15 protein-coding genes and 1 tRNA gene are annotated in these 16635 nt (G+C 70.5%); 10 read left to right on the top strand and 6 right to left on the bottom strand.

What is annotated here, in order from left to right; genetic code table 11:
- The first annotated feature begins 12 nt into the window (after nt 1–12).
- A complete protein-coding gene (locus ACIPY5_RS12390; protein WP_309357270.1) occupies nt 13–1275 on the top strand; it encodes an alpha-hydroxy acid oxidase in 1263 nt (420 codons plus the stop codon).
- Between the two features lie 120 nt (nt 1276–1395).
- On the opposite strand, the gene ACIPY5_RS12385 is transcribed toward ACIPY5_RS12390, so the two are convergent.
- The 5 genes from ACIPY5_RS12385 to ACIPY5_RS12365 all read right to left on the bottom strand — a co-directional run bounded on the left by ACIPY5_RS12385 (nt 1396) and on the right by ACIPY5_RS12365 (nt 6849).
- Nucleotides 1396–2181, bottom strand: coding sequence for an HAD-IIB family hydrolase (locus tag ACIPY5_RS12385; protein ID WP_400971155.1), 786 nt, complete (start codon nt 2179–2181; stop codon nt 1396–1398).
- 154 nt (nt 2182–2335) lie between these two features.
- A tRNA-Pro gene (locus ACIPY5_RS12380) sits at nt 2336–2412 on the bottom strand.
- 148 nt (nt 2413–2560) lie between these two features.
- Complete coding sequence (locus tag ACIPY5_RS12375; protein WP_400971152.1) at nt 2561–3136, bottom strand: hypothetical protein; 576 nt, start codon at nt 3134–3136, stop codon at nt 2561–2563.
- 162 nt (nt 3137–3298) lie between these two features.
- Entirely contained in the window at nt 3299–4234 is a 936-nt protein-coding gene (locus ACIPY5_RS12370) for a metallophosphoesterase (protein ID WP_309357273.1), read from the bottom strand.
- Nucleotides 4231–6849 carry a transglycosylase domain-containing protein gene (locus ACIPY5_RS12365; protein WP_400971148.1) on the bottom strand — a complete coding sequence of 873 codons (2619 nt, stop codon included), beginning with the start codon at nt 6847–6849 and terminating at the stop codon, nt 4231–4233. Before ACIPY5_RS12365 ends, ACIPY5_RS12370 begins: the two co-directional genes overlap by 4 nt.
- A gap of 74 nt (nt 6850–6923) precedes the next feature.
- On the opposite strand from ACIPY5_RS12365, the gene ACIPY5_RS12360 reads away from it, so the two are divergent.
- The gene (locus ACIPY5_RS12360; RefSeq protein ID WP_309342382.1) at nt 6924–7148 is read left to right on the top strand and encodes a hypothetical protein; all 225 of its coding nucleotides are present in this window, start codon (nt 6924–6926) and stop codon (nt 7146–7148) included.
- Nucleotides 7145–7603, top strand: coding sequence for a RidA family protein (locus ACIPY5_RS12355; RefSeq protein WP_400971144.1), 459 nt, complete (start codon nt 7145–7147; stop codon nt 7601–7603). The genes ACIPY5_RS12360 and ACIPY5_RS12355 overlap by 4 nt, the downstream gene beginning before the upstream one ends.
- Nucleotides 7604–7685: 82 nt before the next feature.
- On the opposite strand, the gene acs is transcribed toward ACIPY5_RS12355, so the two are convergent.
- Nucleotides 7686–9650 carry an acetate--CoA ligase gene (acs, locus tag ACIPY5_RS12350; RefSeq protein WP_400971141.1) on the bottom strand — a complete coding sequence of 655 codons (1965 nt, stop codon included), beginning with the start codon at nt 9648–9650 and terminating at the stop codon, nt 7686–7688.
- A gap of 399 nt (nt 9651–10049) precedes the next feature.
- Here acs and ACIPY5_RS12345 point away from each other — a divergent pair, with 399 nt between their 5' ends.
- From ACIPY5_RS12345 to tmk, 7 genes are all read left to right on the top strand, one after another.
- Nucleotides 10050–11039, top strand: coding sequence for a TadA family conjugal transfer-associated ATPase (locus tag ACIPY5_RS12345; RefSeq protein ID WP_400971138.1), 990 nt, complete (start codon nt 10050–10052; stop codon nt 11037–11039).
- The gene (locus ACIPY5_RS12340) at nt 11033–11989 is read left to right on the top strand and encodes a type II secretion system F family protein (RefSeq protein ID WP_400971135.1); all 957 of its coding nucleotides are present in this window, start codon (nt 11033–11035) and stop codon (nt 11987–11989) included. Before ACIPY5_RS12345 ends, ACIPY5_RS12340 begins: the two co-directional genes overlap by 7 nt.
- Before the next feature lie 81 nt (nt 11990–12070).
- Nucleotides 12071–12313: a DUF4244 domain-containing protein gene (locus ACIPY5_RS12335; protein WP_400971605.1), complete on the top strand. Its 243-nt coding sequence runs from the start codon at nt 12071–12073 to the stop codon at nt 12311–12313.
- The gene (locus ACIPY5_RS12330; RefSeq protein ID WP_400971132.1) at nt 12310–12744 is read left to right on the top strand and encodes a TadE family type IV pilus minor pilin; all 435 of its coding nucleotides are present in this window, start codon (nt 12310–12312) and stop codon (nt 12742–12744) included. Before ACIPY5_RS12335 ends, ACIPY5_RS12330 begins: the two co-directional genes overlap by 4 nt.
- Nucleotides 12744–13085: an Rv3654c family TadE-like protein gene (locus tag ACIPY5_RS12325; protein ID WP_309342370.1), complete on the top strand. Its 342-nt coding sequence runs from the start codon at nt 12744–12746 to the stop codon at nt 13083–13085. The genes ACIPY5_RS12330 and ACIPY5_RS12325 overlap by 1 nt, the downstream gene beginning before the upstream one ends.
- Nucleotides 13086–13147: 62 nt before the next feature.
- Nucleotides 13148–15949 carry a type I DNA topoisomerase gene (topA, locus tag ACIPY5_RS12320; protein WP_400971128.1) on the top strand — a complete coding sequence of 934 codons (2802 nt, stop codon included), beginning with the start codon at nt 13148–13150 and terminating at the stop codon, nt 15947–15949.
- Nucleotides 15946–16575, top strand: coding sequence for a dTMP kinase (gene tmk, locus ACIPY5_RS12315; protein WP_309342366.1), 630 nt, complete (start codon nt 15946–15948; stop codon nt 16573–16575). Before topA ends, tmk begins: the two co-directional genes overlap by 4 nt.
- Nucleotides 16576–16635 lie beyond the last annotated feature (60 nt).

Genomic DNA, 16635 nt, shown 5'->3' with positions numbered 1-16635 from the left:
AAGGATCCCTCCATGGTGCAGCGACAGCTCCCCAACCCCGCCGAGATCTTCGACCTGATGAAGTTCAAGGCCCCCGAGCTCGACGGCACGAAGCGCCGCCTCGAGGGCGCGCTCACGATCTCGGATCTGCGCACGATCGCGAAGCGCCGCACGCCCAAGGCGGCCTTCGACTACACCGACGGCGCCGCCGAGGGCGAGCTGTCGCTGGCGCGCGCCCGCCAGGCGTTCGAGGACGTCGAGTTCCACCCCGGGATCCTCGCACCGGCGCCCGAGCTCGACACGTCGACCACGATCCTGGGCGACCGGAGCGCTCTGCCGTTCGGGATCGCGCCGACCGGATTCACGCGCCTCATGCAGACCGAGGGCGAGTTCGCCGGTGCGGGCGCCGCAGCCGCCGCGGGGATCCCGTTCACGCTGTCGACGCTCGGCACGACCTCGATCGAGGACGTGAAGAAGACGAACCCCGCCGGCCGCAACTGGTTCCAGCTGTACGTCATGCGCGACCGGGAGATCTCCTACGGGCTCACCCGCCGCGCGGCCGAGGCCGGATTCGACACGCTCATGTTCACGGTCGACACCCCGGTGGCGGGCGCGCGCCTGCGCGACAAGCGCAACGGCTTCTCCATCCCGCCGCAGCTCACCCTCGGCACGATCATCAACGCGATCCCGCGGCCGTGGTGGTGGATCGACTTCCTGACCACCCCGAAGCTCGAGTTCGCCTCGCTGTCGACGACGGGCGGCACGGTCGGGGAGCTGCTCGACGCGGCCATGGACCCCACGATCAGCTATGACGATCTCGAGGTGATCCGGGGCATCTGGCCCGGCAAGCTCCTCGTCAAGGGCGTGCAGACCGTCGAGGACGCGCTGCGGCTGAAGGACACGCACGGCGTGGACGGCGTGGTGCTCTCGAACCACGGCGGACGCCAGCTCGATCGCGCGCCCATCCCGTTCCACCTGCTGCCGCAGGTGCGCAAGGCCGTCGGTGACGACTTCACCGTGATGGTCGACACCGGCATCATGAACGGCGCCGACATCGTCGCCGCCGTCGCGCTCGGCGCCGATTTCACCCTCATCGGCCGCGCCTACCTCTACGGCCTCATGGCCGGCGGGCGTCGCGGCGTCGACCGCACGATCGCGATCCTGCGCAGCGAGATCGAGCGCACCATGCGCCTGCTCGGCGTCTCCTCGCTCGCCGAGCTGGAACCCCGCCACGTCACTCAGCTCACCCGCATGGTGCCTGTGGCACCGGGCGCGGCGGCCGTCGCCGCGCGGTGACCTCAGGCGTCTCGGGCGCGATCCCGTCGCCGTCGGGCGTCAGGACGCGTCCGAGGCGTCGGACCCACGGGTAGCGTGCGTCAGAGCGGGTCCGGCGACTTCAGTCGCGTACCGGGGAGTTCAGAGCGACGGCGGTGCGGCGGGAACGGCGTCCAGGGTCGGCAGCAGAGCGTCCAGGTGGTCCGCGGTGTCCTCCCAGCCCTCCACGGCGACGCAGGGTACGCCGAGCGTCTTGACGGGGTAGTCGTTGCCGCCCTCGTCCAAGCGGTCGCCGTAGAAGAGCATCTCCGCGAAGGGGATGCCGGTGCGCTCGGCGAGCTCGGTCATGCCGTAGGCCTTGTCGATGCCGGCCCGCGTGATGTCGATCGAGGTGGATCCACCGGAGCGGACCTCGAGATCGGGCACGCGGGGCGCCACGGCATCGCGCAGCGCGGCGCGTCGGGATCCGTCGGGGTCCCAGGCCTTCTTCGCGTCGTGGGGCGCCTTCTGGCCGAGGGCGGAGAAGGTGATCTGCGAGCCGCGGTCTTCGAGGATCGGCCCCCAGGTCTCGCTCTCCCAGAGTCCGAGGCGACGTGCCTCCTCTTCGAGGGCGCTGAGGGCGGCGGTCTTCTGCTGCTCGCTGAGGTCGCGGGCGTAGACGAGGGAGAAGCCGGATCCGTCGTGGCGGAGGTAGCGCGTGCCACAGGTGGGGAGCAGATGGATGCGCTGCAGGAGCCCCGTGTCGGCGTCGCCGAGCCGGGCGATGACCTGCGCGCGGAACTGCTCCTCGTTGCCGCCGGAGATGATGGCGACCTCGACGCGACGGGCGAGCGCGAGGATCTGGTCGGCGATGCGCGGATCGATCGCGGCCTTGGAGGGGGCGAGGGTGTCGTCGAGGTCGAAGGCGACCAGGCGGGGCGTCGTCATAGCTCTTCCAGCGTAGAGGATCCGGATGGGAGAGAGCCTGTGGGCTCAGCCGTCCTGCCCGGACCGCGACGCGCGAGCCTCGGCACGGGACCCCGCTTGATCCACCGGGACAACGTGAAAGGGACCGACCTGGTGGTCGGTCCCTTTCACGTGCTGGTCGGGGTGACAGGATTTGAACCTGCGGCCTCTTCGTCCCGAACGAAGCGCGCTACCAAGCTGCGCCACACCCCGTGGCAACCGTTCAAGTCTATACGGTGGGGGGCCGGGGAGCGAATCGAGGCGGAACCCGCGCGTGGCGCGGGCGGGTCCGTGCGCTGTGAGCGGCGTCGTCCGCCGGCGGGGCATCTCTGCCGTGCGGGGCGGCACCGATCTTTGGCGGTCAGCGGGCGGGCGTCCATTCGGCGCTCATGTCGGGACGGATCACTATCGTCTCGCCCGGCTGGAGGGCGTGATCGCCCGGGTCGGTGCCGATGTGGTTGTACCAGCCGACCATGAGGCCGTTCGTGCAGAGACGGTCGCCGATGGACCAGACGCTGTCGCCGGGGACGGCCGTGTAGCTGACGATGGTCCCTGCGGCGTCGCGGTTCACGGTGCCTGTCGCGCCGTCGGACGCCCCGCGGTCTGCCGCATCTCCGACGAGCCTGCCGTAGCTGTGGCCGCCGACGTCGAAGATCTGCATCTTCGAATAGGTCGTGCATCCCTTCGGGAGATCGCTGGCTTTCACGCTGATCCCGTCCCCGAGCCAGATGACTCGGTCCGGGTCGGGGGTCGGAGTGGCGGTGGGATCGGGTGCTGCAACGGGATCACTCGCCGTGCTCGGCGGAACGGGAGCCGCCGTCGACGCAAGGGGAGATCCCGACGTGACTGCCGAGACGATGGGCGGTGCGGCGAGAGCCACGAGGCCGGCGACGACGAGCCCCGCCACCGGATAGGCGATCATCGCGGCACGCTTCATGGCATGAATGTAACGCGTGCGGCCAGAAGGTGACAGCCGGCACCCGCTCATCGACGCCCGACACTCATTGGGTCAAGCGCCGGATCCGGCCACGGGTGCGACGGCGTGAAGATCTTGCGGGATCTCAGCGGCTCCGCCCGGAGAGGAGCTCAGGCGGGTCCGTCACGCCCGGGGCAGGAGCGTCAGCAGCGTCGCCTCGGGACGGCACGCGAAGCGGACCGGCGCGTAGATCGAGTGGCCGCAGCCGGCGCTCACGTTGAGGGGCACCGTGCGGCCGGCGTGGGACCAGGTGCTGAGGCCCTTCGCCTGCTTCAAGGGGATGTCGCAGTTCGCGACGATCGCGCCGAAACCCGGGATGCACACCTGGCCGCCGTGCGTGTGGCCGCCCAGGATCGCGTCCGCGCCCAGATCCGTGAACGAGTTCAGCACGCGCTGGTACGGCGCGTGCGTGACGCCCAGCACCGGCACGTCGGCCGCGCGCGCCCCGAGGGCGTCGATCGCGGAGGGGAGCGCGTCGAGCTCGTCCCAGTCGCGATGCGCATCGTCGACGCCGAACAGATCCACGCGGGATCCGGCGATCTGAAGCGTCGCCGCGGTGTTGTCGAGGTCTACCCAGCCCAGGTCGTCGGTGAAGAAACGGTCCAGGGCCGCGGTGTCGAGCTTCGGAGCCGAGATGGAGCGCGCCGACGGGCCCATGAAGTAGCGGAACGGGTTGCGGGGCGATGGTCCGAACTTGTCATTGGACCCGTGCACGAAGACGCCCGGGGTTCCGGCGAACGGGGCGAACGCCGCGCGGACGCCCTCGAGGCCGTCCTCGTGGCCGAGATTGTCGCCCGTGTTCACGACCAGGTCGGGGCGCAGCTCCGCCAGAGAGGCGAGCCAGCGCTGCTTGCGGTGCTGCCAGGGCGCCATGTGGGCGTCGGAGACGTGCAGGATCCGCAGCGGCCGGGATCCCGCGGGCAGCGACCGTGCCGTGGCGTGCCGCAGCGTGAAGAGATAGCGCTCGATGCCGATGCCCCAGGTGGCGGCCGCGACACCAGCGGCCCCCACCGCACCGAGTGCGATGAGGGCCGATCGGGTGGTGCGAGAGGACGTCATCCCTGGCAGTTCTTCTTCACGTAGTTGAGCGTGACGGAGGAGCCCTTGGCGGCGGGCGTCCCGGCCGCGGGGGACGTCGCCGACACGGTGCCGGTGTCATCGCCGTTGCCGGGCGTGCACGTGCCCTTCACCGCGTTGAAGCCGGCCTGCTGGAGCGCGGTCGCCGCATCGCCCATGGTCTTGCCGACCACATTCGGCACCGTGGCGCCCTGGCCGTTGCTCGGCGAGATCGTAATCGTGCTGCCGGTGACGACCTGACCGGGACCCGGATCCTGCTGGGCGATCTGGTCCGTCGGCAGATTGCTCTGCACGGCGGGGCCCACGGAGACCGAGAATCCGGCGTTGTCGAGCGTCTGCGTGGCCTGATCGACGGTCATGCCGATCACGCTGGGCAGGTTCGTGTACGACTGCTTGAGCTGACTCTGGATCGGGTCAGGGAAGGCGCCGCCGGGGGCGAACTCATCAGCCGCGCTGAGGATCGCCTTGCTGAGCGGATAGCGGATATTCGGGACGTTGATGTCCTGCGTGTAGAAGTCGTTGATGTTGACATCGCCGTTGGCCTGGCCGACCCAGACGCCGGTCGTGGAGGTCGTCGAAGACGCCATGAGCATCGTCTGAGAGTTGTTGTGCGAACCCGTCTTGCCGATGAGGGGAGTCCCGTCGTACGGATTCGCCTGGGATCCGGTGCCGCCCTTCATGACGCCTTGCAGGGCGTAGGCCGCGCCCGCCGCGATCTCCGGCTTGAGGACCTGGGTGCAAGTCGTAGGAGTGAGCGGGATGTCGGCGCCGTCGGGGCCGGTGATCTTCTCGATCGCGTGCGGATCGCAGCGCGTCCCGTTGTTCGCGATGGCCGCGTAGACGGCGGCCATGTCGAGCGGGGCGATGTTCTTCGACCCGAGCACGTCGAACGGGGCCGGTCCATACTGACCATTGGCGTCGGGTTGACGGTCGTTGACAGCGTGGCCGTTTCCGTAGTGCACGCCCATCCGGGACGCAAGGTCGTTGATGTCACACACGTCGAGTTTGGCGGCCATTGCGAGGAAGCCGCTGTTCAGCGAGGCGGCAGTGAAGTCCATCGGGGTTCCGACGTAGCCACGTGCGTTCTGGAAATTGCCGATCTCCCCTGAATCCGCCGTCATGGTGCTGGTGCCGCACTTGAAGGTTAGGCGCTGCAGGTTTCCGTTCACCGACTCCTTGAGGGAGTGACCCTTCTCCAGCCAGTCGAGAAGCGTGAAGACCTTGTACGTCGATCCGACCGAGAAGCCGATACCGCCGCCGTGGGCCTGGTCGGCGGCGTAGACGATGCCGGTCTGACCGGCCGGCGCATCCTGTGCTTCGTTGAACGTGGTGTTCTGAGCGAGCGCGAGGATCTTCCCGGTCTTCGGGTCGAGATTCACGGCCGCGGCTCCGAAGTCCATGCCGTCGATCGTGGGCGTCGTGTAGTCGTGCATGGCCTGCACGGCGGCGCCCTGCATCTGCGGGGACAGCGTCGTGTAGACGTTCAGTCCGCCGCGGAACAGCTTGTCGGCGCGGTCCTTGGCGGGGCCGAGCGCGGAGTCCAGCGAGGCGTCGCCCTCGAGCGTCGACTGCACGTACTTGCAGAAGTAGGCGTTGTCGCCCGCGGCCGAGCAGCCGGAGGTCGGGGTCTTGATCGCCGGAGTGATCGGCTGCGCCTTGTCGGCCTCGTACTGCTCCTTGGTGATCTTCCCGAGCACCTCCATGCGGCTGAGCACGTAGTTCCGCCGCACGAGCGTGTCGTGGTAGCCGTCCGCCTGGGAGTTCTTGCAGTTGTTGCCGTCCTTGTCGCAGTCGTACGTGCCGCCGGGCAGGTCGATGCGGAAGGCGTTCGGGTTCTGCACCATGCCGACGAGCGTGGCCGCCTGCACGGCGTTCAGCTGCAGGGCGGACACGCTGAAGTAGCGCTGCGCTGCGGCCTCGATGCCGTAGGTCGTGCCGCCGAAGTTCACCAGATTCAGGTATCCGATGAGGATGTCGTTCTTGGAGTACTGCTTCTCGATCGCGGTGGCGTAGCGGATCTCCTGCAGCTTGCGGGCGATGCCGGAGCTGCCGACCGTCGCCGCCGCGTCCTCCCAGCACTTGTTGAGCTTGGCGTCGCGGTCCTTGTCGCCGAGCGGGACGCCCTTCTCGCAGTCCTGCAGCAGCACGTTCTTCACGTACTGCTGGCTGATCGAGGATCCGCCGTTCGTGGCGGATCCGGTCACGTTGCCGACCACGGCCTTGAGCGTGCCCGTGATGTCGATGCCGCCGTGCGTGTAGAAGTTCTTGTCCTCGCTGGCCAGCAGCGCGTCGTACAGGACCGGGGCGACCTGGTCGTACGCGACCGGGATGCGGTTCTGATCGTAGAAGCGCGCCATGACCTGATCCGTGCCGTTCGCGTCCTTGGCGTAGATCGTGGTCGGCTGCATCGGGCGGTCGACCTTCAGATTCGAGGGCAGACCCTCGAAGAGGTCGATCGACTGAGCGGCGGCAGCACCGGTGACGGCGAACACCGGCGTGACGGTGGCCGTGACGAGCACACCGGCGACGACACTGAGACCGACAAGGCCGGCCAGGCCGCTGAGCACACCGGTGAGCGTGCGTTTGGTCTGAGGCATACGCTTGATCGTAGGGGAGTTCCCTGAACGCAAACTTTGACGCGCCCGAGCGCGTCCGTCCCTCCGGGAGAGCCATGACAACGTGGGAATACCTCACCACACCGCTGCTGATCCACAACACCGCCGCCATCCTGAACAACTGGGGCAAGCAGGGCTGGGAGCTGGTGCAGGTGGTGACCGGGCCCGAGGGCGGGCTCGTCGCGTACCTCAAGCGTCCGGTCGGCGGCGACGCGGCCGCCAACACCGGTCTTTCCGCGGCGGCGGAGGCCGCGCGTCAGTTCGAAGGAGAATCCGCATGACCATCAGCGCCCGTCTCGCCGAGCTCGGCATCGAGCTCCCGTCCGTCGCCGCTCCGGTGGCCGCCTACGTGCCCGCCCGTGTGCACGCCGGTCTCGTCCACACTTCGGGACAGCTGCCGTTCGTCGCCGGATCCCTGCCCGCGACCGGCAAGGTCGGCGCGGAGGTCCCCGCGGAGGACGCCAAGGGGCTCGCGCGCCTGTGCGCGCTCAACGCGATCGCGGCGGCGGCCGATGCGGCCGGCGGCGTGGACCGCCTGGGCGGCGTGCTCCGGGTGGGCGGCTTCGTCGCCTCCGAGCCGTCGTTCTCCGGCCAGCCCGGCGTGATCAACGGCGCGAGCGAGGTGCTCGGAGAGATCTTCGGCGACGCCGGCAAGCACGCGCGTGCGGCCGTCGGCGTGGCCGTGCTGCCGCTGGACAGCCCGGTCGAGGTCGAGGTCGTCTTCACCCTCGCGTGAGTCCTCACGAAAGAAGGGGCGCTCTCCGCGGAGAGCGCCCCTTCTTTCGTCTGCGGATCCGTGCCCTTCGACGAGCGAGGGCCTACTTCACCTGCGCCGAGATGGTCGACATCACCATCGTGTCCGCGAGCGTCGTGGTATCGCCGACCTCACGGCCCTCGGCGACGTCGCGCAGCAGACGGCGCATGATCTTGCCGGAGCGGGTCTTGGGCAGCTCGCCGACGATGTAGACGTCGCGCGGGCGGGCGATCGGTCCGATCTGCTCGCCCACCCAGCCGCGCAGCAGCTGCGCGAGTCCCTCGGGGGCGTGCGCCTTGAGATAGCTCTCCTTGATGATCACGAAGGCGACGACGGCCTGGCCCGTGGTCTCGTCGGAGGCGCCGACCACGGCGGCCTCGGCCGTGGCCTCGTGCGCGACGAGCGCCGACTCGATCTCGGCGGTGGAGAGACGGTGGCCCGAGACGTTCATCACGTCGTCGACGCGGCCGAGCAGCCAGAGGTCGCCGTCCTCATCGAAGCGCGCGCCGTCGCCGGCGAAGTAGTAGCCCTGCTTCTCGAACTTCTCCCAGTACGTCTCCTTGAAGCGCTCCGGGTCGCCCCAGATGCCGCGGAGCATGCTCGGCCACGGCTCCGTGATCGCCAGGAGGCCGCCGCCGCCCGCGCCCTGAGGCCTGCCGTCGTCGTCGACCACGTCGATCGACACACCCGGCAGCGCCACCTGCGCCGAGCCCGGCTTGGTCGCGGTGATGCCGGGGAGCGGGGAGACCATGATCGCGCCGGTCTCGGTCTGCCACCACGTGTCCACGATCGGGGTGCGGCTGCCGCCGATGACGTCGCGGTACCAGATCCACGCCTCGGGGTTGATGGGCTCGCCGACCGAGCCGAGCAGCCGAAGGGAGGTCAGGTCGTACTTGTTCGGGATCTCGCGCCCGAGCTTCATGAAGGAGCGGATCGCGGTGGGGGCGGTGTAGAGCGTGGTGACGCCGTACTTCTGGATGATGTCCCACCAGCGTCCCTGCTGCGGGGTCTCCGGCGTGCCCTCGTACATGACCTGCGTGGCGCCGTTCGCGAGCGGCCCGTACGTCACGTAGGAATGCCCGGTGACCCAGCCGATGTCGGCCGTGCACCAGTAGACGTCCGTCTCCGGCTTCAGGTCGAAGACGACGCGGTGCGTGTAGGACGCCTGAGTGAGGTATCCGCCCGAGGTGTGCAGGATGCCCTTGGGCTTCCCCGTGGTGCCGGAGGTGTAGAGGATGAACAGCGGGTTCTCGGCCGGGAACGCCCGAGCCTCGTGCGCGTTGGACGCCGCACCGACGACGTCGCCGTACCAGAGGTCGCGCTCGTCGTCCCAGTCGATCTCGTTCTCGCAGCGCTTGACCACGATCACGTGCTCGACCGTGTTCTGCTCGCCCTCGCCGCGATCGGCGAGCGCCTGGTCGACCGTGGGCTTGAGCGCCGACGCCTTGCCCTTGCGGTAGCCGCCGTCGGCGGTGATGACCACCTTCGCGCCGGCGTCATCGATCCGCGAGCGCAGGCTGTCGGCGCTGAATCCGCCGAAGACGACGGAGTGGATCGCGCCGATGCGGGCGACCGCGAGCATCGAGGCGACCGCCTCGGGGATCATCGGCAGGTAGATGGCGACGCGGTCGCCGTGGCCGACGCCGAGTCCCTCGAGCACGTTCGCGAGGCGCTTGACCTCGTCGGTGAGCTCGGCGTAGGTGATGCGCCGGTCGTCGCCGGGCTCGCCCTCCCAGAGCAGGGCGACGCGATCGCCGTGGCCGGCCTCCACGTGGCGGTCGAGGCAGTTGTAGGCCACGTTGATCTCGCCGTCTGCGAACCACTTCGCGAACGGCGGGGTCGACCAGTCCAGCACCTCGGTGAACGGCGTGTGCCAGTGCAGCTCGCGCGCCTGCTTCGCCCAGAACGCCTCGCGATCGGTGGCCGCCTCGGCGTAGATCTCCGGCTGCGCGACGGCCGCCGCGGCGAATTCGGGGGAGGGCGGGAACACCCGGGTCTCATCGAAGACGTGGTCGATCTGGCTGCTCATGGTGAGAGGGCGCTCCTTTGCGGCGGGGGGATCGCGGCGTGAGCCGGGACATCGGCGAATCTAGCCGTGCCCATCGTCTCTCACTACCGACCGAAGTCGGTAGTGGGATCCGTTTTGTACGGTGCCTTTTCGGACGTACACTGTCCGACGGCCGATCAATCGAATCCGGCTTTCCTGCGGTTCCGACGGTCCCCCTCCGCCGGCCGCAGACGGGCGGCATCCCATTCCCCCCGTGGGATGCCGCCCACTCCTCCCTCCTTCTTCCTTCGGGAGCGGCGGGGCCGCCACCGCCAGTCCTCGCACCGTCGTTCGTCCCGCACAGACCAGCCGGGCGGCGGGTAGTGCACGGATTGCGCGGACGCCGTCCCGAGCCGGAACGCCGGTGTCTAGCGTCGGGGCATGTCCTCGCCCTTCGTGATCGTCCCGCGTGGATCCGCAGCCGCCACCGAACGGCTGGACCTGGATCCGGCGTTCGGCGATCTCGCCGCCTATGCGGCCGACCCCCGGGTCACCGATCTGTTCCTGAACGGCGCCGCCGGGCTCTTCCTCGACCGCGGTGCCGGTGCCGAGGCCGTGGCCGGGTGGACGGCCTCGGAGCGCGAGGTGCGTGAGCTCGCCGTGCGTCTGGTCGCCCTCGGGGGCAGGCATCTCGACGACCAGGCCCCCTGCGTGGACGTGCGGCTCGCTTCGGGGGTGCGCGTGCATGCGGTGCTCGCCCCGGTGTCGACAGGGGGCACCGCAGTCTCGGTGCGGATTCCCCGGGTGCATGCGGCGGATCTGGACGACCTCGGCCGGCTCGGGGCCGTCGACCGGGCGCAGCGGGCCTGGCTCGAGCAGACGGTGCGCCGTCGGCAGAACGTCCTCATCACGGGCGGCACCGGCACGGGCAAGACCACGATGCTGGCTGCCCTGCTCGCGCACGTCCCACCGCGCGAGCGGATCGTGACCATCGAGGACGTCGCCGAGCTGCGCCCCCGGCATCCGCACCACGTCTCGCTCGAGGCGCGGCAGCCGAACCTGGAGGGTGTCGGCGCGATCAGCGTGGCGCGACTCGTGCGCGAGTCGCTGCGGATGCGTCCCGACCGGCTGATCGTGGGGGAGTGCCGCGGTGAGGAGATCCGCGATCTGCTGACCGCGCTGAACACCGGCCACGACGGCGGTGCGGGCACGCTGCACGCGAGCGGGCTCGCCGATGTGCCGGCGCGGCTGGAGGCGCTCGGCGCACTCGCGGGGATGGATCCGCCGGCGCTCGCACGCCAGGCCGTGAGCGCGTTCGCGTACGTGCTGCATCTCGTGCGCGCTGCGGGCGGCGTGCGCCGGCTCGCCCAGGTGGGTGTGCTGCAGCTGGCGGGCGGGCACCTCGGCATCGAGGAGGTCCAGCCGTGGTGACGGACGGGCGCGCGCGCCCCGGCCCCAGAGACCGCCATCACGAGCAGAGCCTGCGTCGGCGCGGGGCCGAGCACTCCGAGGCGGAGATCGCAGAGGTCGTGCGGACCCTGGCCGTCCTGCTGCAGGCCGGAGCGCCGCCGCTGACGGCCTGGCGGCATCTCGCGGAGAGCGGTTCGAGCGATGCGGCCGAGGTGCTCGCCGGCGTGGAGCAGGGGCGTCCCCTGACCGACGCCATCCGCACCCGAGGCGGGACCTGGGGAGCGGTCGCCGCGGCCTGGGGGATCGCCGCGACCGTCGGCGCGCCTCTGGGCGAGGCGCTGCGGGCGATCGCCGCGGCGCTCGACCAGGCGGGTGAGATCAGGGGCGAGGTCTCGGTCGCGCTCGCCGAACCCGCGGGTACCGCCCGTCTCATGCTGTGGTTGCCGCTGGGAGGGCTCCTGCTCGGAACCGCGCTCGGCTTCGACACCGTGACGATGCTGCTCACGCAGCCCGCAGGGTGGATCTGCCTCGCCTCCGGACTCGGGCTGCTGCTGACCGCGCGGGCATGGACGAGGTCGCTGGTGCGCCGCGCGACGCCGGCCGCTGACATCCCGGGCATCCGGGCGGAGCTGCTCGTCGTCGCGCTCACCGGAGGGACGGCGATTCCGCGCGCCCGCGCGCTCGTGGAGGCGGAGACGGTGGCCGACGGCGATCCCGCGACCGCGGAGGAGACGGTCGAGCGCGTGCTGCGCCTCTCCGCCGCCGCGGGCGTGCCCGCCGTGGAGCTCCTTCGGGCCGAGGCCGATCGTGCGCGCCGCGCCGCCCGTACGGAGGGCCGCACCGGCGCCGCCCGGTTGAGTTCGCGTCTGCTGCTCCCGCTCGGCGCATGCACGCTCCCGGCGTTCATGCTGCTCGGCGTCGCCCCCTTGATCCTCAGCGTGCTCTCCACGACCCCGCTGCCATTCGCCTGAACCCGACGGGGCTCGAACGGGCGCCGTCATCCCGGAAGAGAAGAAAGAAGGAACACCATGAACCAGAACCGTCCTGCCGCGATGCCGGCACCGTCGTCGACGCCGCAGACCGCCGCGGTCCCGCAGGAGCGCGTGCTGCCGTCGCTCACCCGCAGGCGCGCGGTCCTGCTGTTCGGCGATGACACCGGCGCCGCCACCGCGGAGTACGCCATCGCGACGATGGCCGCGGTCGCCTTCGCGGGCCTGCTCGTCGTCATCATGCGCTCGGATGAGGTGCGAGGGATCCTGACGGACCTGGTGCGCCGGGCGCTGACGGTGGCATGATCCGTCTCACGAGACCGAGGGTGCAGAGCCGCGTCCTCCGCGATCGGGGGCGAGCCGAGCGCGTCGATCGCGGCCGAGTCGACGCCGGAGGTGCTCTCTGCGACCGGGAGCGCGGCTCCGCCGCTGCGGAGTTCGCCGTGGCGCTCCCGATCGTCGTGCTGACGCTGCTGCTCGGCGTCGGCGCGCTCGGGGCCGGCGTGCGGATGGTGACGCTGCAGGATGCGGTGGCCGATGCCGCGCGCATCATCGGGCGCGGTGACGGCGAGGGAGAGGCGCGGGCCGTGGTGGCGCGCGCGGATCCCGCAGCGGAGTTCGCGGTGTCGCGGTCCGATGCGCTCGTGTGCGTGGCGGCCTCGGCCGAGGCCCGCATCCTCGGCGGCCTCGTCGCGCCGATCCGGGCGACCGGCTGCGCGCTGGACGGAGGCCGGTGATGGCGGGTTCCGTCCTCGCGGTCGGCGGGATCGCCGTGGTCGCGGTGCTCGGCCTCGGCGCAGCCATGGTCGGCGGAGCCGGCGTCACGTCGCAGCGGCTGGCGGCCGCGGCCGACGCCGCCGCTCTCGCGGCCGCCGACGCGGTCTCGGGGGCGATCCCCGTGGCGGAGGAGCCATGCGCCCTGGCCGCCCTCGTCGCCCAGGCGCATGCGACGGTGCTCCAGGACTGCCGTGTGGACGACGCCGTGGTCATCGTGCATGTCGCGGCGGCGTACGCTGGATTCCCGGCCGTCGCCGGATCCCGTGCAGGAGCACCCGAACCTCCTGCCGGCGACGGATGACCGCGCTGAGTCCCCGACTCCGGTGCGGTGTGTATGGTGTGCTTCGACGAAAGGACGCACCCGTGGCGCAAGGCAAGAAGCTTGTCATCGTCGAGTCTCCGACGAAGATGAGGTCCATCCAGGGCTATCTCGGCGACGGCTTCGAGGTGCTCAGCTCGGTGGGTCACATCCGTGACCTCGCCGACAAGAAGGACATCCCCGCTGCTGACAAGCAGGCGTACGGCAAGTACTCGATCGACGTCGACAACGACTTCGATCCCTATTACGTGGTCTCGGATCGCAAGACCAAGACCGTCGCCGAGCTCAAGCGCGCTCTCAAGACCGCCGACGAGCTCCTGCTCGCCACTGATGAGGACCGCGAGGGCGAGGCCATCGCCTGGCACCTGCTGGAGACGCTGAAGCCGAAGGTCCCGGTCAAGCGGATGGTGTTCCACGAGATCACCAAGGACGCGATCCAGGCCGCGGTCGGCAACACCCGCGAGCTCGACCTCGCGCTCGTCGACGCGCAGGAGACCCGCCGGATCCTGGACCGCCTGTACGGCTGGGACGTCTCGCCCGTGCTCTGGTACAAGGTGAAGTCCGGGCTCTCCGCCGGCCGCGTGCAGTCCGCCGCCACCCGCATGATCGTGGACCGGGAGCGCGAGCGCATGGCGTTCGTCTCCGCCGAGTACTGGGACGTCGACGCCAAGGCCGCCGCCGCCGGCACCTCGTTCAGCGTGCGCCTGGTGCGCCTGGACGGCGGCGCGATCGCCCGCGGCACCGACTTCGACGACAACGGCGCGCTGAAGAAGGCCGTCGTCGTGCTCGACGAGAAGGCCGCCGCGGCGCTCGCCGCGGCCGTCGATGCGGTCGGATCAGGCACCGTCTCCAAGGTCGAGGCGAAGCCCGGAACGCGCAGCCCCTACGCGCCGTTCACCACCTCCACGCTGCAGCAGGAGGCGGGACGCAAGCTCTCGATGAGCGCGAAGCAGGCGATGAGCGTCGCCCAGCGTCTCTACGAGAAGGGCTTCATCACCTATATGCGCACCGACTCGACCGCGCTCAGCACCCAGGCGGTGCAGGCGGCCCGGTCGCAGGCGGTCGCGCTCTACGGCGACGCCGCCGTGCCGCTCAAGCCGCGCGTCTACAAGTCCAAGAGCAAGAACGCGCAGGAGGCGCACGAGGCGATCCGTCCGTCGGGTGAGCAGTTCCGCACGCCCGCCTCGGTCTCCTCCCAGCTGGACCGCGAGGAGCAGCGCCTCTACGACCTCATCTGGAAGCGCACGGTCGCAAGCCAGATGTCCGACGCGAAGTACGAGACCACCACCGTGACGATCGCCGTGGACGCGGACGGCCGCACGGCGGAGTTCACCGCATCCGGCACCGTGTACACCTTCAAGGGCTTCCTGGAGGCGTATGAGGAGGGCAAGGACGAGCGCCGCAACGCCGCCGATGCCGCCGAGAACCAGTCGCTGCCCGCGGTCGCGGTGGGCGACGGGCTCGACGTCGCGGACGCCGAGGCCAAGTCGCACCGCACCACGCCCAAGCCCCGCTACACCGAGGCGTCGCTCGTCAAGGCGCTCGAGGAGCACGGGATCGGCCGACCGTCGACCTTCGCCAGCACCATCGGCACGATCATCGACCGCGGCTACGCGACCAAGCGCGGTCAGGCGCTCGTGCCGACGTGGATGGCGTTCAGCGTCGTGCGGCTGCTCGAACAGCACTTCGCCGACCTCATCGACTACGACTTCACCGCGGCGCTCGAGGACGACCTCGACGCGATCGCCCGCGGTGAGCAGAAGCGCATCGAGTGGCTGCACTCCTTCTACTTCGGATCCGACGCGCACGTGGGCCTGCGCCAGGTCGTCGACAACCTCGGCGAGATCGACGCGCGGGCGCTGAACGCGACGCGGATCACCGACACCGCGACCCTCCGCTTCGGCAAGTACGGCCCGTACCTCGAGGTCGCCGATCCGGCGCAGCCCGATGCGAAGCCGCGCATCGTCAACGTGCCCGAGGACCTGGCCCCCGACGAGCTGACCGCGGTCAAGGCGCAGGAGCTCATCGACGCCCCCGTCGCGGGCGACCGCGTGCTCGGCGAGAACCCCGACAACGGCAAGGTCATCGTCGTCAAGGACGGACGCTTCGGTCCGTACATCCAGGAGAACGATCCGGTCTCGGACGACGACCAGGTCGATGAGGCCACCGGCGAGGTCGTGGAGGCTCCCAAGCCGAAGCGCGGCGCCAAGAAGGAGGCGGCGCCCAAGCCGCGCACCGCCTCGCTGTTCCGCTCGATGTCGGTCGACACGATCGACCTCGACACGGCGCTCAAGCTCCTCGAGCTCCCGCGCGTCGTGGGCGTCGACCCGGCGACCGAGGAGGAGATCACCGCGCAGAACGGCCGCTTCGGGCCCTACCTGAAGAAGGGTGCGGACTCGCGCTCGCTCGAGAACGAGCAGCAGATCTTCGACATCGACCTCGAGCAGGCGCTCGCGGTCTACGCCCAGCCCAAGTACGGCGCCCGGCGCGCCTCCAGCGCGCTCGCCGAGTTCGAGGCGGACCCGGTCAGCGGCAAGCCGATCCGGATCCGCGACGGCCGGTTCGGAGCGTACGTCACCGACGGCGAGACCAACGTGACGATCCCGCGCGGCCAGCAGGTGCAGGACATCACGTTCGAGATCGCCGTGCAGATGCTGGCGGACAAGCGCGCGAAGGGCCCGGCTCCCAAGCGCGGATCCCGTACCGCCGCCGCGAAGAAGGCCCCCGCGAAGAAGGCCCCCGCCAAGACCGCGGCGAAGAAGGCGCCGGCCAAGAAGGCCGCCGCGACCGACGCCGAGAAGGCCGCCGCCCGCTCGGCCGCGGCGAAGAAGGCGGCCGGCGCGTGAGCGCGGGCCGCGGCCTCTGGATCACGCTCGAGGGCGGCGACGGCACGGGCAAGACCACCCAGGCCGCGCTGCTGGAGGAGTGGCTGCGCGGCCAGGGCCGGAAGGCCCTGCGCACGCGCGAGCCGGGCGGATCCGAGGTCGGCGTGCTCATCCGCGACATCGTGCTGCATCACCGCGGCGACATCGCGCCCCGTGCCGAGGCGCTGCTGTACGCCGCAGACCGCGCGCACCACGTCGCGACGGTCGTGCGCCCCGCACTCGATCGCGGCGAGGTCGTGATCCAGGACCGCTACCTCGACTCCTCGGTCGCCTACCAGGGCGCGGGCCGGGTGCTCGATGCGGACGAGGTGCGCGGACTGTCGCTGTGGGGCGCCGAAGGCGCGCTGCCCGATCTCACGGTGCTGCTCGACCTGGATCCCGTCCTCGCACGCCGGCGCCTGGATTCGGCCGAGAAGCCGTTCGATCGACTCGAGGCCGAGCGCGAGGAGTTCCACCGCCGCGTGCGCGAGTCCTTCCTCGCACTCGCGGCTGCCGAGCCCGAGCGCTTCCTGGTCGTCGACGCCGCGCAGGACCCGGACGACATCGCGGCTGCGGTCCGCGCCCGGGTGTCGTCGCTCCTCGCCTGAGTCGGGACCGAGCCCTTCACCCGTGGAGGAGCGTGCGATGTCGCTCTCCCCGGTTAGGCT

The organism is Microbacterium sp. NPDC089698, from assembly GCF_044749045.1.
Classification (GTDB): domain Bacteria; phylum Actinomycetota; class Actinomycetes; order Actinomycetales; family Microbacteriaceae; genus Microbacterium.
The sequence above is the reverse complement of the archived record's forward strand: the minus strand, read 5'-3'. Positions and strand labels throughout refer to the sequence as shown.